Genomic DNA, 22,452 nt, shown 5'->3' with positions numbered 1-22,452 from the left:
GGGCGTGTGGGATATCCCGTGGTGGTTCAAGTCCACTCGGTCGCACCAAGAAAATACACCCTGCTTTCGACGGTTGTTTTCCGGGGTCCCCGCAAAGTACTCGGAATGTACTTCGGAGCCAATCGTCACTTTGTGGGGTGCTGTGTGCCCTTAGCTCAGCCGGATAGAGCGTTTGACTACGAATCAAAAGGTCGGGAGTTCGAATCTCTCAGGGCACGCCATAATGATTCACCCCGATGTTCCGGGGTCCCCATAAAGTACTCGGTGTTGACTGTAACGCTTTGACTTGTTCACCCATCCGGGTATAAGTGAAACGAGGCGACAAGTCGCCGAGATTCACTAACGGGGTAATTCTGGGGATATAGCTCAGTTGGTAGAGCACCTGCCTTGCAAGCAGGGGGTCAGCGGTTCGAATCCGCTTATCTCCACCAGTTGATCGTTCCTCGATAGCTCAGCGGTAGAGCATCCGGCTGTTAACCGGAGGGTCGTAGGTTCGAACCCTACTCGAGGAGCCATCCATGCTTCCATAGCTCAGTCGGCAGAGCGCATCCATGGTAAGGATGAGGTCACCAGTTCGATTCTGGTTGGAAGCTCCAGAGAAATCCCTCCATCGTGATGATGGTGGACATACTCCTTCGGCGCGTTGGAGAAGCGGCTTAACTCACCGCCCTTTCAAGGCGGCATTCACGGGTTCGAATCCCGTACGCGTCACCATATAAAGCTCGGAATCTTTCTGGTGATTTTCCGGGTCCCCATCAAAGTACTCGGTGTTGCTGCAACGCTTCGCTTCACTTTGATGGGCCCGTATCCGGAGGCTTAGCTCAGCTGGGAGAGCATCTGCCTTACAAGCAGAGGGTCGGCGGTTCGATCCCGTCAGCCTCCACCATTCACCTCATTGAGCAAATGAGGTACTATCGCGGGGTGGAGCAGTTGGTAGCTCGTCGGGCTCATAACCCGAAGGTCGCAGGTTCAAGTCCTGTCCCCGCAACCAACAATGGAGCTGTGGTGTAGTGGCCTAACATGCCCGCCTGTCACGCGGGAGACCGCGGGTTCGAATCCCGTCAGCTCCGCCACTATTATTGTTTGTTTGGCTCGGTAGCTCAGTCGGTAGAGCAGAGGACTGAAAATCCTCGTGTCGGCGGTTCGATTCCGTCCCGAGCCACCACTGGTAGTGATGCCACCTTAGCACAGTCGGTAGTGCGCATCACTCGTAATGATGAGGTCGCCGGTTCGATTCCGGCAGGTGGCTCCATGCGGAGGGATACCAAAGTGGCCAAATGGGGCGGACTGTAAATCCGTTGGCTTCGCCTTCGAAGGTTCGAATCCTTCTCCCTCCACCACAATTCATGTCGTCGATAAAGACGCGACATCCGTGTCGCAACATCGACATCAGCGCATTCGTGCGCAAGCTGGCTCGATAGCTCAGTTGGTGAGAGCGACGGATTCATAACCCGTAGGTCGGCAGTTCGACTCTGCCTCGAGCCACCATTTACCGGTGGGGTATCGCCAAGCGGTAAGGCAACGGACTTTGACTCCGTCATACCTAGGTTCGAATCCTAGTACCCCAGCCAAGTTTTCCGGGGTCCCCGCAAAGTACTCGGAATTAACTGTGAAGCTTTGCTTCACTTTGTGGGGTTGAATTGCGGTCGTGGCGGAATTGGCAGACGCGCAAGATTCAGGTTCTTGTGGGCGCAAGCTCGTGGAGGTTCAAGTCCTCTCGACCGCACCAATTTAATTAATGCCGGAGTGATGGAATTGGCATACGTGCACGACTCAAAATTGTGTGCAATCGAAATTGTACGTACCGAGTGCCAATGAAGCCTATCCCCGTGCAGATTCTCCGAAAAGGTTACCGCGCTTTTGGCGGTAAGATTACGCACATCCTCCTAATAACCAACCTCAATTCACCTGCTGCGTTTTTGTTTGGTAGGTACGCGGTAGAGTTTGACGTGGTTGGTGAGTCGAGATTACCTCGACAGGGACGAGGAGTCAAGTGAATATTTTGATATTGCCGGAGTGATGGAATTGGCATACGTGCGCGACTCAAAATCGCGATTTTGTGGGTTCGAGTCCCACCTCCGGCACCACACAACCAATGTTTATAGTCTCCGTTAAGAATTTGTCTTCACCAATAAATCCAAAAATGTAGGGGATGTCGGAATGTAGCGCAGCTTGGTAGCGCGCACGCTTCGGGAGCGTGAGGTCCAGGGTTCGAATCCCTGCATTCCGACCATTTTATTTTGGAGAGATGTCCGAGTTGGTCGAAGGAGCACGATTGGAAATCGTGTAGGCGTTAACAGCGTCTCAAGGGTTCGAATCCCTTTCTCTCCGCCAGTATGCACTTATTCCTACTAGTGATGGGAAATTGTGTAGACCAGATAAATGTGCGCGGGCGTAGTTCAATGGTAGAACTCCAGCCTTCCAAGCTGGTCGCGTGGGTTCGATTCCCATCGCCCGCTCCAGAAACTATAGGGGTATACTTATGTCGTAGTAAGCGAAACCTTAACGTGATTCTGCGTGAGGAACACGGAATGGCTAGGTACGGCAAAAGGTATATCTTTTGCGTTTGTATAAGTTACATATCCAGATATCCAGCATTTTAATAAGATGTCAAACCCTCCCCCTCTGTTGTAACCAGGGATCGATATAAAGATCGGTTCCTTTTTTGTTATCGTTTGTAGATTGGATCATGCAAGTCAACAGGTCTGAACTTATGCTTGCAGCATAGGGGGGAAGAGAGGTATCCTCTCACTCACAAGGGGGGAGGATTTGATGCGGAACGTAGCGATTCAATTGTTGGCGGACAAATTGGTTGACGATTTCTACAGACAGCAGCCCGAGTTTAAAACAGTAAGGTCTGAATGTACGGATATCCTAAGCCGATTACGAGAAATAGTCCCGCCTGAGAAATTTGAAATTGTTCATTTGCTTGAAAAGGAGTATACGGAAGAGTCAGAAAGAGAAATACGTGAGTTTGCAGTGTTTGTTGCGAGAACGGTGTTTGGAATCATTGAAAAGGTAGTATGTTGCAGGGTTACAACGTGATCTCGATGCAGTGGAGACCGTCCTTACAATTAATCAGAACTTTGCTACAGCCAAACGGGATTGAAAAAGAGCCTTTCAGACTACGAGGTTTCCAGCCCTCAGGCGAAAGAGGTCTACTTATCGGAAAAAAACGACGATTTATACAGGAGATTACCTACACATTAAAAACCATTCTTGATTCCACTATTCCAGGGTTCAAAGGTACGATTACAATCCATGTAAATAAGAAGATCCATAAGATCGATTCGCTTGAGCAAAATGCTTGAAATAGGGATACGGCCTTCATTACCCGTATACGGTTTCCTTAGTGCCGAAGATTCTTGTGACGAAGAACGTTTTCTGGACATGTGGAGTGCATATCGTCAATGGTTTTGAAAAAATCTCGGGGGTAGTTGGTGTAAAGATCAGGGCTATGTCCTGGTCTTCACTTTTTGCAAAAGGGGAAGTTGATCCTGAGATCATAACGGGACTGCATTTTAGTCAATCAAGAACGAGTGGCAAGTTCTTTAAGGAGTTCCAAGAAGATCATCTGAGAGCATTGTTATTGCAAAACTCCAAGCCCAATCTAGGGAAGGGATGTAGTTACGCTCGGTTTCGAGAGTGCGCTCCATTCGGTCCGAGTATCTTTTTCACTCGGTCTTGTGATTTGGAGAATACGGGGTTTGTATATTTTTACCCCAGTTATGGCGAAAAGGTAAATTTTAGCAAGAGATTGATAATTAGTTCCCCATGAAAAACTGCTCGTTTGATCGCTCGGTTAACTTTAATTGGTAAAATGGGTACATTACGACAGGGGCGGAAAAATCGATTTTCGTGTAGTGGTCCACCGGAATGAAACAGCAAACAGGGAGCGATGAGGAAATCTTTTTGTGAGATTGAGCCATAGGGAGGTTGTAAATATCCACAGCTTCCTGTGAATATTTTGTGAATTCATACTAACACTTCATAGTTTCTACACATACTAAATCTATAATAAAAGATGTTTTAGACACTGACTCAGTCATGTATATATGGTCTTGATGCAATGGAAAGGAGTGATCCCGAATATGAAGGGAATTGTAAAATGGTTTAGTCAAGACAAGGGATTTGGATTTATACGTTCGTATGATGGTGAGGATGTGTTTGTTCATCTGCGGGAAGTGAAGAAAAGCGGAATGCGTCTTCTGGATCAAGGCCAACGGATTGAATTTGAGGTACGAAAGAATGAAAAAGGTAAGTTTGCGGTAAACCTTGTTAATTTGTGGCCGGTCTGATCCGCTTTCAATGTCATTATGCAACAGTATTGAATGCGTAGGAATCAATTAACAGCTGGAGGTTTTGGTATCGATGATTGGCCCGACCTTATTCACAATTGCGGGATTTCCGATTCGCACGTTTGGACTTGGAGTGGCTTTGGCCTTCTTACTTGGATTAGGACTGGCAAGGCGTCAGGCCAAACTGGAAAAGATCAATCCAGAGTTGGTTTCTGACTTTACTTTGTATGCGGTGGTAGCCGGTGTCCTAGGAGCTCGTCTATGGGAAGTGGCGTTTACCTGGGAAAATTATGCGGTGAATCCTATTAGAGTGTTGGCGATCTGGGAGGGTGGGCTGTCCATACAAGGCGGTGTCCTTGGCGGCATCCTTGTCGGAATTTGGTTTGCCAAAAAGCATCAAGTGTCGGTATGGAAATTTGCAGACATTGTAGCTCCAGGGCTGATTCTGGGGATGGCAATTGGCCGATTCGGGGACTTTCTGACGGGAGATGACTTCGGGATCGTTTCCGAAACATTCGGAGTGGTTTATCCGCCCGGTACAATCGCATATCAAGTAAACGGACCTGTCCCATTAGTGCCGACTGTTCTGTTTGAATCGATTGCCGATTTGCTGATCATGGGAGTATTGTTGACGTTGCGAAAACGGAAGCCGTATGATGGGGTCCTGTTCCTGCTGATGCTAATCTTCTATTCTGTCGCCCGTTTTTTGCTAGAGTTTCTTCGGGGAGACAGCTTGCGCACATTTTTCGATCTGCGCACCGCCCAGGTTGCAAGTGTCGTGACCGTATTGATCGCTCTAGGATTCATGGTGGGCAGAAAAATGCAGAATAAATCGAGACAAGCCTGTTAAATCGGGTCGATTTCGCCAATCACTATAAAACGATTGTAACAACGGCGTACAAAACGGCGTCAATCCCAGCGGCCATCAACGCCGATTTCAGCTTGCACTCGGAATCACTTTAAGACAGGCAAATCAAGGATTTTGGCCACTGTGACAGTGGTATCGCTGAACGGTGATGTGAAAATGTCCCCTGGCAAACACTGCACCAATAACAAGGGGAAGAGGGTGCAGGCCACTTCAACAAATCCTTTAATTCCTCCTGATATTTTGATCAGATTGATCAGACCGGAAAAGACGTAGAGAAAAATAATAATCTTAATGCTGTTTTCCCCGGTCAAACTTGTTACGATATAGTCCAGCATTTTTTGCACACACCAAGCACGGATAGTTCGATCAAGTATGACCCTGTCAATAATCCCAGTGTTAAGCCAAGAAGACTTGCCTGGTTCATATCGTAACCGGAATGACGATGAGAAAAGGGATGACCGATATCCAATTGACTTCCATTATGTTTACACCCGCTTTTTGCTGTGTCAAAGTTGGTTACATTTAGAATGGCAAACGGAGCAAGGGCTATCCTTTAAACTTCTGTCGAATTTGAAACGACGCCTCGACCCTTAAATCATTCCTGTCAGTTCGGCAATCCCCAATGCAATCATAACAACGCCCGTCATGGTATCGGTAGGAAAACGCCGGTGATTGCGCCCGCAACGTAGAACGGGTTATTGAAAATATGGAGGGTGTGCGTGAAGCGCAGGTTGTCTTTAGCACCACAAAAATGACGGTGATCCACACAGTCGATGTGCCTGCTTTGAGCAAGACGGTCGATCAAATGGGCTACCGTGCGAGTCTGGTCGAGACGACCTTGAAAAAGCCGGGAGTCGATCTGCCGGGTCCCCTTTCCGATTTTATGATCTTCGGTATGGATTGCGCCGATTGTGCGGTAAATGTGGAAAAGCGTCTGGTGAAGCTGGGAGGGGTCATGGATGCAACTGTTAATTTCTCCACTTCCGAGCAACAGGAGCTGGGTCGCACTGCGATGCTTGTTTCCGATGAATCAAACGTGATTGGTTTGAACGCAGTGGCCGATGTGGTTCGGGAAGAAAGTACAACAGCCATCCGTCTTCTGAAACAGTCTGGAATCAACCATTCCATCATGTTGTCGGGAGACAACGAACGCACAGCGAAAGCGGTTCGGGCCCAGGTTGGAGTGGATGAACATTACGGGGAAATGCTGCCCGATCAAAAATTGGTGCGTATCGAACAATTGAAGGATCGGTAGCAACGTGTCGCCATAGTCGGGGATGGCATCAACGACGCTCCTGTTTGGCAAGAGCCGATATCGGAATTGCGATGGGCGGAGCGGGCACAGACACGGCGCTCGAAACGGCCGACATTGTGCTGATGTCCGATGATCTGAGCAAACTCCCGTTCACCGTCCGGCTGAGTTGCGAGGCGCTGGCGATTATCAAGCAAAATTTATGGTTCTCGCTGTTGGTAAAGGCCGTATTTCTAGTACTCACTGTGATCGGGCTTTCCAATATCTGGATGGCCGTCTTTGCTGATACGGGCGCTGCCATGATCGTGCAAACAGCATGCGTTTGATGAAGGTGGGAGTGTCAGAGAAAACAGGAGTCAGCGTCCCGGGGTAATACCTGTGTCACTGGTATTACCCCGTCTCGGAATTCGGGAGTAAGCATAACTCGGCTGCGGCATAGATAGCGATCTAAGAGGGGTGCGGGAATTTCTGCACCTCTCTCATCTTACAACCTCACTGGGCATTCGTTATCGGGGTTTTAGGGAAGCATATGTACATACAGTAACCTCGGTCGAATTCGAGAAGGAGGATTTATTGATGAACAACGAAAAACCGCATGACCATCCTGACCACAAACATGATCATGGTCATAACCACGACCACGACCATTCGCACGCTGGGGGCCATGTGCATGTTGCACACGATAAACTAAAAAGAGGCATCTTCTTGGGCTTTCTGATATTGGCCGTGGAGGTCATCGGCGGCATCTGGGCGAACAGTTTGGCGCTATTGACTGATGCCGCCCACATGCTCACCGATGTGATGTCTCTGATTGTGGCTTATTTTGCAATGCGTGCCGCAACAGCACCTCCCTCCAAGATCATGACATACGGCCGTCATCGGATCACAATCTTAGCTGCGCTATTCAACGCTTTAACCTTGATCGGTATTGTTTTTTATGTCGGGGCAGAAGGGTATAAACGACTGTTGAATCCACAACCGGTTGAAGGGCCTATTTTATTTATTGCGGCGGCCATTGGGGTTGCGGTGAATCTCTACATAGGTCTTGGTCTGCGGGATCAATCGGACAATGTCAATATCAGAAGCGCCATGCTTCATGTGCTTGGGGACGCAGTAGCCTCCGCCGGTGTAATTGTCGCAGGGATCATTATGTACTTTACCGGGTGGTACATTGTCGATCCGATCTTGAGCTTCTTTATTGCACTTTTGGTAGCAGTCAGCGCATGGCGTGTATTGAAAGAAACCTACATTGTGCTGATGGAAGGCACACCAGCAGGGATCGACTTTGACAAAGTGGTGGAAACCATTCGATCCATTCCTGGAGTCAAGGAGGTCCATGATCTGCATATTTGGAGTTTAACCTCCAACCGTAACGCCATGAGTGGACATATCGTCGTGGATGGGGGCATGACTGTCAGGAAAACGCAGGAGATTATACGGAAATTAGAGAAGATAGTAGCGGAACAATTCCGGATTGGACATGTTACCATCCAGGTAGAAGATGATGAGCACCCCCATGACGACATGTTTGCGATTGATCGGGATTGGAAGCATTGAACGGGGGACTGTTGAAAAGCACAGTTACAGGATTCCCTTTATGTAGGGCGTTGGAGGGATTACACTTTTGATACAGGACCTGCTTTTGCGATTCATTGCTGTTTATGGATACATCGGATTATTTTTTGCTCTAGTCTTTGGAATTATAGGACTTCCTTTGCCGGATGAACTGTTAATGATGTTCTCCGGGTTTTTGGTTTCGAAAGGAGAGCTCCGCTATGCTACCACTGTGCTGGTTTCGCTCTCCGGAAGCATGATCGGGATGTCCCTCAGTTTTTGGATCGGGTATCGATATGGGATGCCTGTTCTTCAGAAACACGGCCGAAAAATTCATTTAACACCCGAAAAACTTGAAAAAGCGGAACGTTGGTTTCGTCGATTTGGTAAATGGACAGTGACCTTTGGGTACTTTTTTCCCGGTATTCGCCATGTAACTGCGTTGTTCGCCGGGATCAGCAAGTGGTCCTACGGAACGTTTTTGCTTTATGCGTTGCCGGGCGCACTGATTTGGGTCTTCACTTTCATCCCCCTCGGGATTCACTTGCAAGAAGATTGGCGCACTGTTGCAGAAATTGTCCGAAAATTTACGTGGGGGATAGTTATTGTTGTGGTGGTTCTGACCCTAGTCGGGTGGAGAATACAAAGGCGGTTAAAAAAGCGGAGTGTCGGATAATTTTTTCGACGAATCCCTGATCGCTCCTCAACAGGGAAATTCTATATTGGTGATTCTCTTTTTTCTTCATGGGGTCCCGCCAACATTACGCGAAAATATACACTAAGACATTTTCCACCAGAAAGAAGCCGGTTTTTCCTAAGGGAATCAGCGGCTTTTTTTCTATTGTATCCGATTGATTACTTCTAATGACGAGGAGCCCACAACATCACAGTGACTCCCAGAAGGCAGATAAGAGATCCAATCCAATTGTCCGACGACACAAAGATGTAAATATAATTTTTCGCAAAAAAACCTTATAAATCAACAGAGTTAGCTCAGATATTAACATTATTGTGTCGCAAAATTTTGCGACACAATAATATACACATGACAGTTTTGCGACAGAAAATTATATAAACTAGCGGAAGAAGGGCATATCTGGGGTCCCGCCAACATTTAAAAAAATATGCTTCCTAATACATTTTTACCAGTCGACCACAAAGGAAAAGTAGTTTACATATAAGCAATAGGTCTTCGGAGACATGTATAGGTTGAGATACTACAGACTGAAGCCCCAATTATGGAGATATAGCCTTGAATTCTAAAGTCAGTGTACTAAATGTGCTGGCTTTTTTTCTTGGTTGACTATATCCCCCCTAGGGGGATATTATGGGGTGAAGGAGTTGAGAAAACATGGAACGTCACGATCACCCACATAATCATCGAAAACAAGTCGTTAACCGGTTAGCTCGTATTGAAGGCCATATACGAGCAATTAAAGAAATGGCTAAAGAGGGTCGGGACTGTCCGGATCTCCTTTTGCAATTAGCTGCGGTTCGCTCTGCTCTGGATAGCTGCGGAAAGCTGATTTTGAAGGATCATTTGGAAGGCTGTGTGATTGAGGCGGCAAAATCGGGAGATGAGCAAGAGGTACTTAAGCAGTTAGCGGAAGCATTGGATAAGTTCATTCGATAGACAGGAGAATTTCGGTGGACGCAGGAGAATTTGTTCAAGATACTAATCGCGAGAAAAAGAACAAATGGAAAGTGATTCTCGCTTTAGCTCTCCCCATTATGGGTGAGACTTTTTTTCAATCGATGGTCGGATTCGTCGATACTTACTTCGTTTCCAAGCTTGGACTTGTTGAAGTCGCAGCCGTGGGCGTAACCAATGCCATTCTACAAGTTTATTTTGCCATCTTTCTCGCTTTAGGGGTGGCAAGTACCGTAATGATTGCAAATCAGGTCGGGGAGGGAAATGTCCCGCGGGCCCGTCATATAGCTAAGCAATCGATCTTGTTTGCAAGCTGGATAGGATTGATTTTTGGCGTAATAACGTTTGTTTTTGCTAGTCCTATTCTGAAAATGATGGGTGCTGCAGAAAATGTGCTTGCCCCGGCTGTCATTTACTACCGCACGGTAGCGACACCCTCAATTTTCATCTCGCTTATGTTTATCTTAGGTAGTCTCTTGCGGGGGACAGGAGATACAAAATCCCCGATGAAGGTAAGCCTCTGGATTAATTTATTGCACATCGTTTTAGATTACATTCTGATTTTTGGTATAACAGGATTCGGTGCCCTTGGATTATTCGGAGCCGGTTTGGCCTCAGTGATTGTGAGGGTACTCGGAGTGTTGCTGCTGTGGAGGGCTCTTCGCAAACATGAGATAGGAGCATTTACACTCGTGGACTGGAGCATAGACAAGGAGTTAACCAAAAAGTTTCTTCATCTTGGCGGTCCAGCAGCGGGTGAACGACTGAGTATGAGAATTGGACAAGTGATTTATTTTGGGATGATCCTTAGAATGGGCACTTATACGTATGCTGCTCATCAACTTGCCGGCAATTTTACGATATTTGGTTATATGGCAGGCTATGGATTGGCCACTGCTGCAACAACACTAGTCGGGCAGAGTTTAGGTGCCGGAAAGCATCACGAGGCACGGGAATATGCGAAAGCCTCCACCTTAATTGGCATAGTTCTCTTAACTGCTATTGGCGTATTAGTCTACGGATTGTCGTCATGGTACATTCACTACTTTACTGTTGAAACCACTGTTATCAATCAAGTACGAGTAGCTTTAGGAATAGACGCTTTTAATCAACTTGGACTTGCCATAGTGCTCGTTTTGACAGGAGTATTGCAAGCTGGTGGAGACACCAAGTTTCCAATGTATACAACCACAATCGGAATCTGGCTGTTTCGCACGCTTGGGGTTTATATTTTGGGCGTATACTTTGGCTGGGGACTTGCTGGCGTTTGGATCGCCATCGGCCTCGACAATTATCTACGATCCGTACTGTTATACTTGAGATTTCGAACAGACCGCTGGATACAGATAACCAGCTAAGATACAAACTAAATTTAATCTGTTGTTGTTCCTTAGCGGGAACTTTTTCAAGAAGGAGATAAGTTGATGTTGTTTGCTATATGGCTATTTTTTATTGCTGGATTGGCCGAAATCGGTGGGGGTTATTTGGTGTGGTTATGGTTAAGAGAAGACAAGCCAATTTGGTATGGGATATTAGGTGGGCTTATCCTTGTTTTATACGGCATCATCCCAACGCTTCAAAGTTTCCCCAACTTCGGTAGAGTATACGCTGCTTACGGCGGTGTGTTTGTAATCCTCGCTGTGTTTTGGGGTTGGTGGGTCGATAGAAAAACTCCTGACTTATATGATTGGATTGGAGCGCTTATTTGTGTAATTGGTGTATCCGTGATGCTGTGGGCTCCTCGTCATTAATACTCCACACCGAAAGCTGTAAAAAGCTCGCCAACTTTAGCCAAAATAATCTGGTGCCCTATAGAGTACAAAAGCTTGAATTTTACTTGTAGTATCTGTTTTAGCGTATATTTTCGTTTGTTAAAATGTTGAGGGTACCCCTGAATGTATATGGAATTGGCTGTCGGTTCGGAAATATGTTTCTTAGTGACAAGAGACGATACAATGCGTTCTTAGTCAATTCAAGTTAAAGAATCTCCTATCGCTTTTTCCTGATGAGGTTCTTTAAACGACCCTCTTTCATCATTCTCGTTCATTTGCTTGAGATATTTTAGATAAGATTCTTTCACGGACGGGTTTTCCTCAAAAAAGCGAACGAGAGTCGAAATGCAGAAGGCTGTATGCTTACCGATGTGATGCTCGATTCCTTCGACTTCTTGATAAATGTTTTCCTCATAAACACCGATTGTCCGTAAAAAAGTCTCCAATAACTGATGCTTTTCAGCCAGTGACTTTGCCACTCTCTTTCCTTTAGCTGTCAAAGTGATACCACGGTATCTTTCATACATGCAGAATCCTTTTTCATCGAGTTTCTGTACCATTTTTGTTACAGCCGGAGAGTTTACATTAAGTGAGGCTGAGATATCTATAACGCGAGCGTACCCTTTCTCTTCGATCAAGAGATAGATCTTCTCTAAATAATCTTCCATGGTTGGAGTTGGCAAGATGATTTCCGCCTTTCGTAGCGAAGTGAATTTTTATTATAGTACGAATCCTGGTCCATTACCATTAGCCAGTAGAAAAAGGGAGGGATTTCATGTCTTCCTCCGTTGATCACCTTGTAAAAAGTTATTTGATCGACAATTTGGCTACCATGCCAGCCTCTTTATGTCCCGCCAAAGTACACGAAGTTTCCAGGATCATTGATTGTTCAGCAACAAATGTAAGTGTTTCCTTTTGACCGGGAGCAAGTGTACTCGTTTTCAAATTCAGTCCACGAATCACAAAATCATGAGGATATCCACCTTGATTGACAATAGAAAGATGGACTGTTTCCCCTTTATCCACGGTTATGTCCCTAGGAGATATTTCCCATTCCTTCAATCGTATTTCGACATGAATTCCATCTTTGTCTTTTTTTTGGGCGGATGAAAATGAACCTTTGAACAAATACAAAGCTAAAACTGCAAGCACAGCAAAAAAGAACACAAATATAAGACGCGCATAATTTTGTTTTAACAGCATGAACTATCCCTCCAATGGTGTAAACGATAATATTTTCACTAAGGACAACTTTTTCACCTGAGCAATATATTTTTCCCTTATCTAAATTATATGGAATCGATCAAATGTTGGCTACTTGTCTTACACAAAAATTGTTCTGACAAGAGCCTATGGTGCTACATATAGTTTAAACTCAAAATCAAGTGTCTTTGGGAAAAGCTTGCGAAAGTTAAACGAATAGCTAGACTTTTTGAAATAGACAAGAAGTTTCCTTTGCGAAAAAGTTTTTACTTTACAAAAATAATGTAGCCTTATACAATTAAAGTTGTGTAAGGGAAAAAAACTTTCATGGGACAAAATTTTCGAGTCAAATTGTAAGTAACACACATACTTCGAAGAGCGTTTATCAGGAGGGTATGAACACATGAAAGAGGAGAAATCTCTCACGCGTCGCTCCTTTTTAAAAATAGGAGGGCTTGGAGCTCTGGGGGTTGCTGCTGCAAGCCTGCTTCCAGGGAGATGGCAAGGGGAAGTTAGTGCAAACGGAACCCATACGGGTTCTAATCAAGATCACAATGCTCATAATGGAGCTGGAGCTCATGGTACCCCGTCCTTATCAGGACCTTATGATCCGAAGGTGGGAGGACTTGATCCCGGCCGTTTCCTTACTTCCTTCGATTACGGGACAGTATCAAAGACCGCTGATGGCAGAACGGTCAGGGAATACCAGATTGTTGCAGAAGATAAGGAAGTTGAGATTGCACCCGGTGTGAAGTTTCCGGGATGGGTGTTCAACGGCCAAATTCCTGGCCCGACTTTGCGCTGCACAGAGGGAGATCTTGTAAGAGTCCATTTTACCAACAAGGGATCGCATCCGCATAACATGCATTTTCATGGAATTCATCCGGCTGAAATGGATGGACTTGATCCAATTCCTCCCGGCGGTACGTTTGTGTACGAATTCACTGCAGAACCATTTGGTGTGCATCTTTATCACTGTCATGTACTACCATTTAAAAAGCACATCAACCGTGGACTCTATGGAACGTTTATCGTGGATCCGAAGACGCCGCGTCCTGAAGCACATGAGATGGTCATGGTCATGAACAGTTATGATCTGGACGGAGACGCAGAAAACGAGTTCTATACGGTGAACGGAGTTGCATTCTATTACCATGCCAATCCGATTGAAATCAAAAAAGACGAACTTGTACGCATTTATTTGGTTAACATGACCGAGTTTGATTTACTTAACTCGTTCCACCTGCACGGGAACCTGTTCCACTATTATCCGACTGGCACCAGTCTGACACCGTCTGAGTTAACTGATACGATCATGTTGGCCCAAGGCCAACGGGGGATTCTTGAGTTCAAGTACAAATTTGATGGAAAGTACATGTTCCATGCACATGTAAGTGAATTTACCGAACTCGGCTGGGCTGGGTTCTTCCAGGTAAAATAGGGGGTGGAATCGATGCAGAACAGAGGTCTTTGGATTGCCCTCGGATTGCTGCCGTTAATTTTATTGGCCGGACTCATTGGAGTATTCGTTGTTAAAGGAACCGGCATTGAAGCGGAGCCTGCTGCTCCTGTTGAAGTCGTTGAGTTTCAAAAGGTTGTGCTGACTCCCGGTTCGTTTGACATTACACTTCGGAACAGCGGACCCGGAGAAGTGACCGTTGCGCAAGTGATGGTGGATGACGCAGTTTGGAACGGTACTGTCACTCCCAGTCAGACGATTCCAAGATTGGGCACAGCCCAGTTGCAGATTCCTTATCCTTGGGTGGAAGGAGATCCGTATGAGATCAAGCTGATCACCAGCAACGGACTGATTTTTACACACGAAATTCCTGTTGCGACAGCCACTCCTGAAATGAATGGTGAAACCCTCTGGAGCTATGGTTTGGTTGGGCTATATGTAGGTGTCGTTCCTGTCGCACTTGGTCTGCTCTGGTTCCCGTTTGTACGTCGGCTCGGTAAGCAGGGAATGCACTTTCTCCTGGCCATTACAATCGGTTTATTGATATGGTTGCTCGTTGATACAACATTAGAAGCTTGGGAAGAAGCGGCAGAAGCTCCCGTTGGACTCTTTGCTCAACCGTTAGTTGTACTGATCGCCTTTGGGACATTTCTTCTGCTGCAGCGATTGGGAGAGTCGGGAGACAACAAAGCTTCAGGTCTTCGACTTTCGTTCCTGATCGCATTGAGCATCGGGTTGCACAACCTCGGTGAGGGGTTGGCGATTGGTTCATCGTTTGCAGCCGGGGAAGCTGCGTTGGGTACATTTTTGATTATCGGTTTCACCTTGCACAACATCACTGAAGGACTGGGGATTATTGCTCCCCTTGCTAATCAGCGACCACCGTTTCGCTATTTTGTATTGTTAGCATTATTGGCGGGAGGTCCGGCTATTCTGGGTACCTGGATTGGGGGAGCAGCTGTATCACCACTCTTTATTGCCATTTGCTTAGCAATCGGTGCTGGTGCCATTTTGCAAGTAATTGTAGCGGTTAGTCAATTTATGCGGAAAGAGGTTACTTCTACAGTCAATTGGCTGTCTTGGTCGAATCTTTCCGGAGTAGGTCTCGGTATAGCCATTATGTATATCACCAAAGTGTTTATTTAAATTAATCTCCAGAAGGAGTGAGTACGGTGCTCAGTAGTATTGGAATTCCCGGATTGATTTTGATTTTGGTGCTGGCACTGATCATATTTGGACCAAGTAAGCTGCCGGAATTGGGGCGTGCCTTTGGCTCGACGTTAAAAGAGTTCAAAAACTCGACCAAGGAATTAACCGCTGATTTGGAATTTGAAAGGGATAAGAAGGATCTCAAGTAGGAACGATAACACAGATCCAAAAACAACCTCTATCAGGTTAAGAAAGAAATACAGAAAATTGAATTCGGGGATCATTCCCCGATTTTTTTTACAATCACTCAATTAACATGAACAGAAACGTAGTTTATTTCGGTAAAGGGATGTCCCAAAAGTGGAAATTCTGCTGGAGGAACAGCCCTTTTTTATGCAGTTTATTCTTTGTTTATTTTTTAGAGGTCAGGATAGGGGATAACCCTTACCTTCGGCAACCCTCATTGTTTCGGTTTAACTTCTATGGGTGGGTGAAATAATATTTGACCATTGGTGAACAAGGGCATAATAATGAAGGATTTGGTAGAAGGTATGCATAGGGGCAACATCAGGAGGATGTCTACGTTATGCGGAATGGAATGATCTCAACCGAACATCTGGTCTTAATCATAATGGGCATCATTATGGGAACTGCAGCCAGGTTTTTTAGCTTGAAGGAGGATTATCGCCAATATCCTACATATCCAAACGGCTATTTGATTCACTTGGTGACCGGATTCGTGGCTGCCTCTTTGGGAGCAGTGGCCGTCCCTGCGATCATGACCAAAAATTTTGTGGCAGTAACTTTTCTGTCTCTTGAAATCCAACAGTTTCGCGATGTCCGAAAAATGGAACGCGGAAGCTTGAAAGACTTGGAGAATACCGAATATACACAGCGTGGCGACGCTTATATCGATGGGATAGCAAAGACATTTGAAGCAAGGAACTACTTTGCCTTGCTCGTGGCACTGGCCACAGGAATCGGTTTTCAGGTAATCGGCATTTTTACAGACAGGTTAGAAATTCAGATCCCTACAGGTGTATGTGTTGGACTTCTCGTTTTTTTTCTGGTGAAGCGATTTTCAAAAGGCAAAACTGTTGGCGATATAGCCACAGTAACTCCAGCAACAGTACAAATTAAAAACAATCAGCTCTTTGTGAATGACATATTCGTCAGTAATTTGGTGGGTACAGACAACGCACAGAAAATGATTGAAAAAGAAGGATTAGCCGTTTTGATTCAACCAAATGAGAATCACTACCGTATTACGCTCGATAATTATGGTCAGCGGCAAGCAATTTTGTTTGAAGTAACCAGAGCTTTGGGAGTCAAGCGCTATGCATTCACTCGAAAGGAATATGTAGAAGGAAATATTGTTGTTGCGTTGGTTCCGATCATACGTGAGATAGATGCTTTTGTGGAAGTGGTTAAGAACACTCCTTTATTGGAGAATACAAAGAAAAGCCATTCTGTCTTAAAAACCAATCTGATAAAGAAAGGTACTTCCTGATGCAAAGAAGCGTTGTGAACCAAAATTATCAAATCCTAGCAATAATAACCACCGATGAATCGATTGTTAAAAACGGGAAAGCGAGCATGTTTGTTTGTAAGGACGAAGAGGAACAAAAGACCATCATGCGAGAAGTCGCTGTTGCTTTAAAAGCCGATGTGGTCAGGTTATCTAACGGAGTTTATCTGGTTGTGAAGGGATAAGAATTCGGCTTCCTTTGTTAAACTTTCGCTGTTTAGTAACAATTTCCGTTGTTTTATGTAACCTTTCCAGCTTATTTTCCTGCTACAATAGGAATGTTGAGTCCGATAGGGGGAGGAGGTAAGCGATTTGAGAAAGGGATTGGCAGTTTCTTTGTTTGCAATACTTATCGTTGCAGGCTGCAGTTCGAACTCTTCACCTACAACTTCAATTAATTCGAAAAATGCGGCCCTTCCCGATTACGTGAATAAATCGTCTGCCCTGGTCCAAGAAACTTATGTGATGGCTGCCCAGAACCCCGATGTCCTTGCAGCCGTTCCATGTTACTGCGGTTGTGGAAAGACGGATGGGCACCAGAGCAATTTGAATTGCTTCGTGAAAAACATAGGCCCCAACAAAGAAGTGCTGGAGTGGGACCCCATGGGGGTTGGCTGAAACATTTGTGTAAATATCGCACGTGATGCGGTACAACAAAAAGCGGAAGGCAAGTCATTAAAGGAAATTCACAATTACGTTATAGGAAAATACGGCGCGAGTGGAGAACCGACTCCTACGCCAGCTCCTCAATAGAGTATAAGAAATAGCTATCGGATCTTACGTCTGATAGCTTTTTGTTGTCACGAGATTGTTCATAACAATAGCCCGAAAGAGTCATTTCTTCAATCAGCTCTTTTGATAAATTAAAAAATGGTTGTTAGTGAAAGTATTAAAGGCAGGAGTGAATTTATATGATAAAGAAAATGTTCCTTTTCTTTGCAGTTATTTTTTCACTTGTTTCTTCAACCGCATTGGCTCATAGTGCCCTTGAAAGCTCGACGCCGAAAAACGGCGATGTGATGGAAAAGGTCGATGAGGTCCTATTACAGTTTAATACAAAGATTGAGCCTTCCAGCACTTTAACTGTTAGAAATGACAAAGGAGAAACGGTCTCTGTTCATGCAACCCGGTTGGATGAAAAAACATTGAAGGGATCTTTTTCCGAGGCTTTACCGAACGGGACGTACACAGTGAAGTGGAAAATTGTCGGCAGCGACGGCCACCCGATCGAAGGGAATTACTCCTTTGTGGTTAAACGATCGGAAGAAAAACAAGAATCCGGCATGCAATCGGCAAACCGTCAGCCTGACACCATCAAACAACAAGAAACAACTTCAAATGATGAACAAAAGGAAAGCCCACAGAAATCTTCTATGAGAGTTATATGGCTCGCAGCGGTTTTGGCGATTTTCGCTCTGACCGGATTCTGGTGGATCATGCGAAAGAAAGGTAAGTAAATGGTAATGTCAGTGAAGCGCTATTGTATTTGAGTTTTTCTATATTGATCGGAGGATTAATCAGCAGTTTAGTACCGAAAGGAAAAATGCCGAAGATTCACATCCCTAAAGCTTTGATGCTGCTTTGCGTTTTGGCCGTTGCGGTTTTGTCATTTTTTCCGGTTCTCAAGATTATAGTATACTTTGCCGATGACCTTGGAATTTGGACAACAGTTAATGCAGTATTATTCTCTTTTGAAACGGGAAAAGCATGGTTGTGGACGCTAGGTTTGTCAGCCAGCCTGTTTGCCATTTTACTCACCAATAATTTGAATGAAAGTCCCAAAGCATTGTTATATTTGTCTTTGGCGCTTGTGCTCTCCATGATTCTTGCTCTTGCATGGGGTGGACATGCAGCCTCATTAAACAAATGGGGTGGATTTGCAGCGCATACGGCTCATTTTTTGGCGATTAGCGTTTGGATTGGAGTCATGTTTGTCATTGGGTGGTTTCGAAAGAACCAAGAAAATTGGTTGGAATTTCTCAAATGGTATACGCCACTGGCCGTTGTTTGCCTGTTCGTTACGATTGTTGCCGGACTATTTATGATGGAATTTATAGTTCCCTCCTATTTTCAGTCATGGATGATTTCGTACGGTCAGGCCTTGCTGATTAAACACTTGTTAATTGTTCCGCTGGTAACTTTTGCTCTCATTAATGGATTTCTAATCAAGAGAAGACTTCAAAAAGAACCGGCATTTGATCCGTCCAAGTGGGTAAGAGCGGAAAGTATCGTTGCTTTGGCGATCTTCGGTATAACCGCCTATATGGGACAACAAGAACCGCCTCATACATTGACTCCATCTTTGCCGGTTGAGCAAGCATCGCCGTGGTTCTTAACCTTGTATCAAGGGATGTTTAACCCCGCGAAGGAATTGGGATTGTCATTTAATGAAACGAGTTTTATTCTGGGGTTTGTCGCCCTGCTGTTCTTAATTCTCATCCTGCTTGCTTACCTTAAAAAAATTCCAACCTATTTCGCGGTTGGAATGAGTGTGTTATTTGTTGCCGCAGGTTATCTTTCCCTGATGACGGCTCTACAATGACCGACAAATTTCCCTGACACTGAAACATGTAAGGGAAATTTTCTTTTGTGTGAACTCAGGTTATATATGAACAATTGATCATATATTGACACGCAGGAAGAAACACGATACATTAAAATCAAATATATGAACAGTTGCTCATATGTTTTTCTGGAGGGAGGAGTAATCATGAGTTGTAACTCAGATGATCAACGAGTGATCCGCGATCAGGAGACGGACTGTTGTGATGTCACAATCATTCATGACGAAACAGTAGAAAAAATACGTCAAGTACAGATGAACGAAGATCAAGTGACGGAACTGGCGTCAATCTTTCAAGCGTTGGGGGACCCAACCAGGGTACGCATCATCCACGCACTAATAAAAGCCGAAATATGTGTATGTGATTTAGCGGCTGTCTTAGAAATGACCCAGTCAGCAGTTTCTCATCAACTTAGATACTTAAAGAACTTGCGTATCGTCAAAAGGCGCAAAGTCGGAAGAACTGTGTATTACAGCATTGACGATGAACATATCTTAACCCTTTTTGAAACCGGGCTTGAACATGTGTCTCATCGCTAGATGGGGAGGGAAGAAACATGAAACATTCTCATGCGCATTCTCACGGTCATGACTGCTGTTTGCATGAGGAAGAACAACATTCTCCGGTATCAGGCGAGTGTTGTTCACATGGTGCTCACAAACACAATGTAACATTGGAATCCCATTGCCGAGACGGCTGTTGTGAGCCTCACAAAGAGGGAGTCCTTGTGCAACTTCCTGTTCTCTCAGATGAAAAACAGGGGATTACGGAACCGTTATCACCGAATGAAGCGCACTCAGTTTTCATTATCGAGGGAATGGATTGCGGTGAGTGTGCACGAACGGTTGAAAGAGTTGTCGGTAAATTAGAAGGGATCCGTAAAATACAAGTCAATTTCAATACAACAAAAATGAGTGCGGTTCATACCGTTGATGTTCCGATTATCATTAAAACAATTGAGCAAATAGGGTACCGAGCGAGTCTGGCGGAAACTACGCTCGGGGGTAACGGCTTGAATCAGCCTGTAAAGACATCCGAGTTTGCGTTATATGGTATGGATTGCGCCGATTGTGCAGCCAACGTTGAGAAACGACTCTCAAAAGTTGAAGGTGTTGTTACGGCGACAGTAAATTTTGGTGCATCTAAGCTTAGGGTCATTCATACCTGTTCTGTTGAACGAATCATAAAAGCTGTTGATGAAGCCGGATATCGTGCGGAATTGCAGGGGCAGGCAAAGGCTCAGGAGAACGTGAGTTACTGGGAAAAGCACAAACGAACCATCTTGACTGCAATTTCCGGAATCGCATTAGGCATGGGGTTCTTATTTGAATATGGCGGGTTTGCGGAGAGTATTGCCGTTTCCTGTTATATGTTTTCCATGATTCTGGGAGGTTATTATGCAGCACGTTCCGGTTGGTATGCGTTAAAATCCCGTACGCTCGACATGAACTTCCTGATGACCGTCGCCGCAATAGGTGCGGCTGCGATCGGTCAGTGGTCAGAAGGGGCGACTGTTGTCTTCTTGTTCTCTGTGGGGAACTGGTTGCAAGCGATGACGATGGAGCGAACCCGTCGGTCGATCCGGTCTCTCATGGATTTGGCTCCCAAAGAAGCTTTAGTAAAGCGTGACGGCCGAGAGATCAAACTCCCTTTGTCGGAAGTAAACATTGGCGACATCGTGATAGTTCGCCCCGGTGAACGTCTCCCAATGGACGGAATCGTTCTTAGAGGCAGTTCAACTGTCAACCAGGCTCCTATTACAGGTGAATCAATCCCTGTGTTAAAGCAGGAAGGAGAAGAAGTCTTTGCCGGCACCATTAATGAAACGGGGGCTCTGGAATTCAGGGTTACAAAACGGGTGGAAGACACAACCTTAAGCCGAATTATTCATCTGGTCGAAGAGGCGCAAGCGCAAAAGGCTCCTTCCCAACAATTCGTTGATAAATTTGCCCAATACTACACACCCGCTGTCGTTCTGTTGGCTGCTTTAATTGCGGTAGTTCCCCCATTTTTCACTGGGGATCCGTTTAGGGATTGGGTATACAGAGCACTGGCACTTTTGGTGATTGCTTGTCCATGCGCCTTGGTGATTTCCACTCCGGTTTCGATCGTTGCGGCTATCGGGAACGCGGCCAAGCAAGGTGTCCTCATAAAAGGCGGAGCGTTTTTGGAACAGATGGGGGCTATCCAAGCGATTGCATTTGATAAAACCGGCACATTGACAGAAGGCAAGCCTAAAGTTGTGAATGTCGATGTGTTTGAGAACATTTCCAATGTCTCTTTACTCGAAATTGCAGCCGCCATCGAGTCCCGATCGGAACACCCATTGGCCAAGGCTATAATGGATGAATACCTTAAACTGGTTCTCCCTAGTGTCGAAGGATTTGTAGCGCTAACGGGCAAAGGGGCCGAAGGAACCGTTAACGGTGTTCTCTACCGGATCGGCAAACCGGCTTGGTTTGATGAACTGGGATATCAATGGCGTGATCAGTTGCAATCGGTAACCGACCAACAAGAGCAAGGGAATACTGTAATTCTTTTGGGGAATGAATCAAAAGTTTTAGGTTTAATTGCAATCTCGGACGTTCTTCGTGAAACAAGCGCCGAAACAATTCGCAGGCTGAAGGAAGCTGGCATTGTCCATACTGTGATGCTGACCGGCGATAACGAAAGAACAGCTAAGGCCATCCAAAAACAAGTCGGTGTGGATGAGTACCAAGGTGAATTGCTGCCTGAACATAAATTACAACGAATTCAGGAATTAAAGCGACGTTTTCAACGAGTGGCAATGGTCGGGGATGGAATCAACGACGCTCCCGCTCTGGCTTCCGCAGATATTGGAATCGCAATGGGAGGAGCGGGGACGGACACAGCCCTTGAAACAGCGGATATCGTTCTGATGTCTGACGATTTGAGCAAACTTTCTTTCACCGTCCGCCTCAGCCGTAGAGCTTTGGCCATAATCAAACAAAATATTTGGTTCTCTTTGTTGGTTAAAGCAGTATTTCTGGTTTTAACTGTTATGGGGCTTTCAAACCTGTGGATGGCCGTATTTGCAGACACGGGTGCCGCGCTTATCGTGATTACCAACGGTATGCGGTTAATGAACACGAGATAACATTTCTAGCGCAACTAAGGGGCCAATCTAAGTAAA

23 protein-coding genes, 18 tRNA genes and 1 pseudogene are annotated in these 22,452 nt (G+C 45.5%); 39 read left to right on the top strand and 3 right to left on the bottom strand.

Going from position 1 to position 22,452, the window contains the following annotated elements:
• Positions 1 to 144: 144 nt before the first annotated feature.
• The 21 genes from ACFO8Q_RS21580 (at position 145) to lgt (ending at position 5,148) form a co-directional block, all read left to right on the top strand.
• Positions 145 to 221 (top strand) — tRNA-Arg (locus ACFO8Q_RS21580).
• 134 nt (positions 222 to 355) lie between these two features.
• Positions 356 to 431 (top strand) — tRNA-Ala (locus tag ACFO8Q_RS21575).
• A gap of 9 nt (positions 432 to 440) precedes the next feature.
• Positions 441 to 515 (top strand) — tRNA-Asn (locus ACFO8Q_RS21570).
• Positions 516 to 520: 5 nt separating this feature from the next.
• Positions 521 to 596, top strand: a tRNA-Thr gene (locus ACFO8Q_RS21565).
• Between the two features lie 41 nt (positions 597 to 637).
• A tRNA-Glu gene (locus ACFO8Q_RS21560) sits at positions 638 to 714 on the top strand.
• 96 nt (positions 715 to 810) lie between these two features.
• A tRNA-Val gene (locus ACFO8Q_RS21555) sits at positions 811 to 886 on the top strand.
• A 29-nt stretch (positions 887 to 915) separates the two neighbouring features.
• A tRNA-Met gene (locus ACFO8Q_RS21550) sits at positions 916 to 991 on the top strand.
• Positions 992 to 996: 5 nt separating this feature from the next.
• A tRNA-Asp gene (locus tag ACFO8Q_RS21545) sits at positions 997 to 1,073 on the top strand.
• A 16-nt stretch (positions 1,074 to 1,089) separates the two neighbouring features.
• Positions 1,090 to 1,165, top strand: a tRNA-Phe gene (locus ACFO8Q_RS21540).
• Positions 1,166 to 1,176: 11 nt separating this feature from the next.
• Positions 1,177 to 1,252 (top strand) — tRNA-Thr (locus tag ACFO8Q_RS21535).
• 3 nt (positions 1,253 to 1,255) lie between these two features.
• Positions 1,256 to 1,340: transfer RNA gene (locus ACFO8Q_RS21530), tRNA-Tyr, on the top strand.
• 71 nt (positions 1,341 to 1,411) lie between these two features.
• Positions 1,412 to 1,488: transfer RNA gene (locus ACFO8Q_RS21525), tRNA-Met, on the top strand.
• An 8-nt stretch (positions 1,489 to 1,496) separates the two neighbouring features.
• Positions 1,497 to 1,571 (top strand) — tRNA-Gln (locus ACFO8Q_RS21520).
• A gap of 71 nt (positions 1,572 to 1,642) precedes the next feature.
• Positions 1,643 to 1,729, top strand: a tRNA-Leu gene (locus tag ACFO8Q_RS21515).
• Between the two features lie 281 nt (positions 1,730 to 2,010).
• A tRNA-Leu gene (locus ACFO8Q_RS21510) sits at positions 2,011 to 2,087 on the top strand.
• A gap of 69 nt (positions 2,088 to 2,156) precedes the next feature.
• Positions 2,157 to 2,233: transfer RNA gene (locus ACFO8Q_RS21505), tRNA-Pro, on the top strand.
• A 9-nt stretch (positions 2,234 to 2,242) separates the two neighbouring features.
• Positions 2,243 to 2,334: transfer RNA gene (locus tag ACFO8Q_RS21500), tRNA-Ser, on the top strand.
• Between the two features lie 54 nt (positions 2,335 to 2,388).
• Positions 2,389 to 2,462: transfer RNA gene (locus ACFO8Q_RS21495), tRNA-Gly, on the top strand.
• A 310-nt stretch (positions 2,463 to 2,772) separates the two neighbouring features.
• Positions 2,773 to 3,045 (top strand): hypothetical protein, encoded by a 273-nt coding sequence (locus ACFO8Q_RS21490; RefSeq protein WP_380028981.1) that lies wholly within the window; start codon positions 2,773 to 2,775, stop codon positions 3,043 to 3,045.
• A gap of 1,046 nt (positions 3,046 to 4,091) precedes the next feature.
• Complete coding sequence (locus ACFO8Q_RS21485; RefSeq protein WP_380028978.1) at positions 4,092 to 4,298, top strand: cold shock domain-containing protein; 207 nt, start codon at positions 4,092 to 4,094, stop codon at positions 4,296 to 4,298.
• A 73-nt stretch (positions 4,299 to 4,371) separates the two neighbouring features.
• Positions 4,372 to 5,148: a prolipoprotein diacylglyceryl transferase gene (lgt, locus tag ACFO8Q_RS21480; RefSeq protein WP_380028975.1), complete on the top strand. Its 777-nt coding sequence runs from the start codon at positions 4,372 to 4,374 to the stop codon at positions 5,146 to 5,148.
• Between the two features lie 104 nt (positions 5,149 to 5,252).
• Here the strand turns inward: lgt and ACFO8Q_RS21475 are convergent, their stop codons facing one another.
• Positions 5,253 to 5,501 carry a hypothetical protein gene (locus ACFO8Q_RS21475; protein WP_380028973.1) on the bottom strand — a complete coding sequence of 83 codons (249 nt, stop codon included), beginning with the start codon at positions 5,499 to 5,501 and terminating at the stop codon, positions 5,253 to 5,255.
• 344 nt (positions 5,502 to 5,845) lie between these two features.
• Between ACFO8Q_RS21475 and ACFO8Q_RS21470 the strand changes: the two are divergent.
• The 8 genes and pseudogenes from ACFO8Q_RS21470 to ACFO8Q_RS21435 form a co-directional block, all read left to right on the top strand.
• Positions 5,846 to 5,968, top strand: a pseudogene (locus ACFO8Q_RS21470) (hypothetical protein); the annotation flags it as partial.
• A gap of 3 nt (positions 5,969 to 5,971) precedes the next feature.
• Positions 5,972 to 6,421, top strand: a complete 450-nt coding sequence (locus ACFO8Q_RS21465) for an HAD family hydrolase (protein WP_380028983.1) — start codon at positions 5,972 to 5,974, stop codon at positions 6,419 to 6,421.
• Positions 6,422 to 6,465: 44 nt separating this feature from the next.
• On the top strand, positions 6,466 to 6,744 hold the full coding sequence (locus tag ACFO8Q_RS21460) for a hypothetical protein (protein WP_380028971.1): 279 nt from the start codon (positions 6,466 to 6,468) through the stop codon (positions 6,742 to 6,744).
• Positions 6,745 to 6,994: 250 nt separating this feature from the next.
• The gene (locus tag ACFO8Q_RS21455; protein WP_380028969.1) at positions 6,995 to 7,975 is read left to right on the top strand and encodes a cation diffusion facilitator family transporter; all 981 of its coding nucleotides are present in this window, start codon (positions 6,995 to 6,997) and stop codon (positions 7,973 to 7,975) included.
• A 67-nt stretch (positions 7,976 to 8,042) separates the two neighbouring features.
• Positions 8,043 to 8,648, top strand: a complete 606-nt coding sequence (locus ACFO8Q_RS21450; RefSeq protein WP_380028967.1) for a DedA family protein — start codon at positions 8,043 to 8,045, stop codon at positions 8,646 to 8,648.
• Between the two features lie 675 nt (positions 8,649 to 9,323).
• The gene (locus ACFO8Q_RS21445) at positions 9,324 to 9,605 is read left to right on the top strand and encodes a metal-sensing transcriptional repressor (RefSeq protein WP_380028965.1); all 282 of its coding nucleotides are present in this window, start codon (positions 9,324 to 9,326) and stop codon (positions 9,603 to 9,605) included.
• 14 nt (positions 9,606 to 9,619) lie between these two features.
• The gene (locus ACFO8Q_RS21440; RefSeq protein WP_380028963.1) at positions 9,620 to 10,981 is read left to right on the top strand and encodes an MATE family efflux transporter; all 1,362 of its coding nucleotides are present in this window, start codon (positions 9,620 to 9,622) and stop codon (positions 10,979 to 10,981) included.
• 66 nt (positions 10,982 to 11,047) lie between these two features.
• A complete protein-coding gene (locus tag ACFO8Q_RS21435; protein ID WP_380028961.1) occupies positions 11,048 to 11,374 on the top strand; it encodes a YnfA family protein in 327 nt (108 codons plus the stop codon).
• A gap of 221 nt (positions 11,375 to 11,595) precedes the next feature.
• Here the strand turns inward: ACFO8Q_RS21435 and mntR are convergent, their stop codons facing one another.
• Entirely contained in the window at positions 11,596 to 12,078 is a 483-nt protein-coding gene (mntR, locus tag ACFO8Q_RS21430) for a transcriptional regulator MntR (protein WP_380028959.1), read from the bottom strand.
• A gap of 124 nt (positions 12,079 to 12,202) precedes the next feature.
• Positions 12,203 to 12,598: a cupredoxin domain-containing protein gene (locus ACFO8Q_RS21425; RefSeq protein ID WP_380028957.1), complete on the bottom strand. Its 396-nt coding sequence runs from the start codon at positions 12,596 to 12,598 to the stop codon at positions 12,203 to 12,205.
• 403 nt (positions 12,599 to 13,001) lie between these two features.
• Here ACFO8Q_RS21425 and ACFO8Q_RS21420 point away from each other — a divergent pair, with 403 nt between their 5' ends.
• The 10 genes from ACFO8Q_RS21420 to ACFO8Q_RS21375 all read left to right on the top strand — a co-directional run bounded on the left by ACFO8Q_RS21420 (position 13,002) and on the right by ACFO8Q_RS21375 (position 22,416).
• On the top strand, positions 13,002 to 14,039 hold the full coding sequence (locus ACFO8Q_RS21420) for a multicopper oxidase domain-containing protein (protein WP_380028955.1): 1,038 nt from the start codon (positions 13,002 to 13,004) through the stop codon (positions 14,037 to 14,039).
• A 12-nt stretch (positions 14,040 to 14,051) separates the two neighbouring features.
• Positions 14,052 to 15,203 carry a ZIP family metal transporter gene (locus tag ACFO8Q_RS21415; protein ID WP_380028953.1) on the top strand — a complete coding sequence of 384 codons (1,152 nt, stop codon included), beginning with the start codon at positions 14,052 to 14,054 and terminating at the stop codon, positions 15,201 to 15,203.
• Between the two features lie 26 nt (positions 15,204 to 15,229).
• Positions 15,230 to 15,415: a twin-arginine translocase TatA/TatE family subunit gene (gene tatA, locus ACFO8Q_RS21410; RefSeq protein WP_380028951.1), complete on the top strand. Its 186-nt coding sequence runs from the start codon at positions 15,230 to 15,232 to the stop codon at positions 15,413 to 15,415.
• A gap of 377 nt (positions 15,416 to 15,792) precedes the next feature.
• A complete protein-coding gene (locus ACFO8Q_RS21405) occupies positions 15,793 to 16,716 on the top strand; it encodes a YIEGIA family protein (protein WP_380028949.1) in 924 nt (307 codons plus the stop codon).
• Positions 16,716 to 16,919: a capping complex subunit for YIEGIA gene (locus tag ACFO8Q_RS21400; RefSeq protein WP_380028945.1), complete on the top strand. Its 204-nt coding sequence runs from the start codon at positions 16,716 to 16,718 to the stop codon at positions 16,917 to 16,919. Before ACFO8Q_RS21405 ends, ACFO8Q_RS21400 begins: the two co-directional genes overlap by 1 nt.
• 127 nt (positions 16,920 to 17,046) lie before the next feature.
• Positions 17,047 to 17,487 carry a PCYCGC motif-containing (lipo)protein gene (locus ACFO8Q_RS21395; protein WP_380028942.1) on the top strand — a complete coding sequence of 147 codons (441 nt, stop codon included), beginning with the start codon at positions 17,047 to 17,049 and terminating at the stop codon, positions 17,485 to 17,487.
• Positions 17,488 to 17,645: 158 nt separating this feature from the next.
• Positions 17,646 to 18,191 carry a copper resistance CopC family protein gene (locus ACFO8Q_RS21390; RefSeq protein ID WP_380028940.1) on the top strand — a complete coding sequence of 182 codons (546 nt, stop codon included), beginning with the start codon at positions 17,646 to 17,648 and terminating at the stop codon, positions 18,189 to 18,191.
• A gap of 44 nt (positions 18,192 to 18,235) precedes the next feature.
• Entirely contained in the window at positions 18,236 to 19,276 is a 1,041-nt protein-coding gene (locus ACFO8Q_RS21385; protein WP_380028938.1) for a copper resistance D family protein, read from the top strand.
• Between the two features lie 168 nt (positions 19,277 to 19,444).
• Entirely contained in the window at positions 19,445 to 19,837 is a 393-nt protein-coding gene (locus tag ACFO8Q_RS21380) for an ArsR/SmtB family transcription factor (RefSeq protein WP_380028936.1), read from the top strand.
• 17 nt (positions 19,838 to 19,854) lie between these two features.
• Complete coding sequence (locus ACFO8Q_RS21375; protein ID WP_380028933.1) at positions 19,855 to 22,416, top strand: heavy metal translocating P-type ATPase; 2,562 nt, start codon at positions 19,855 to 19,857, stop codon at positions 22,414 to 22,416.
• The last annotated feature ends 36 nt before the right edge of the window (positions 22,417 to 22,452 follow it).

The organism is Effusibacillus consociatus, assembly GCF_042652925.1.
GTDB classification, from domain to species: Bacteria; Bacillota; Bacilli; order Tumebacillales; family Effusibacillaceae; genus Effusibacillus; species Effusibacillus consociatus.
The sequence above is the reverse complement of the archived record's forward strand: the minus strand, read 5'-3'. Positions and strand labels throughout refer to the sequence as shown.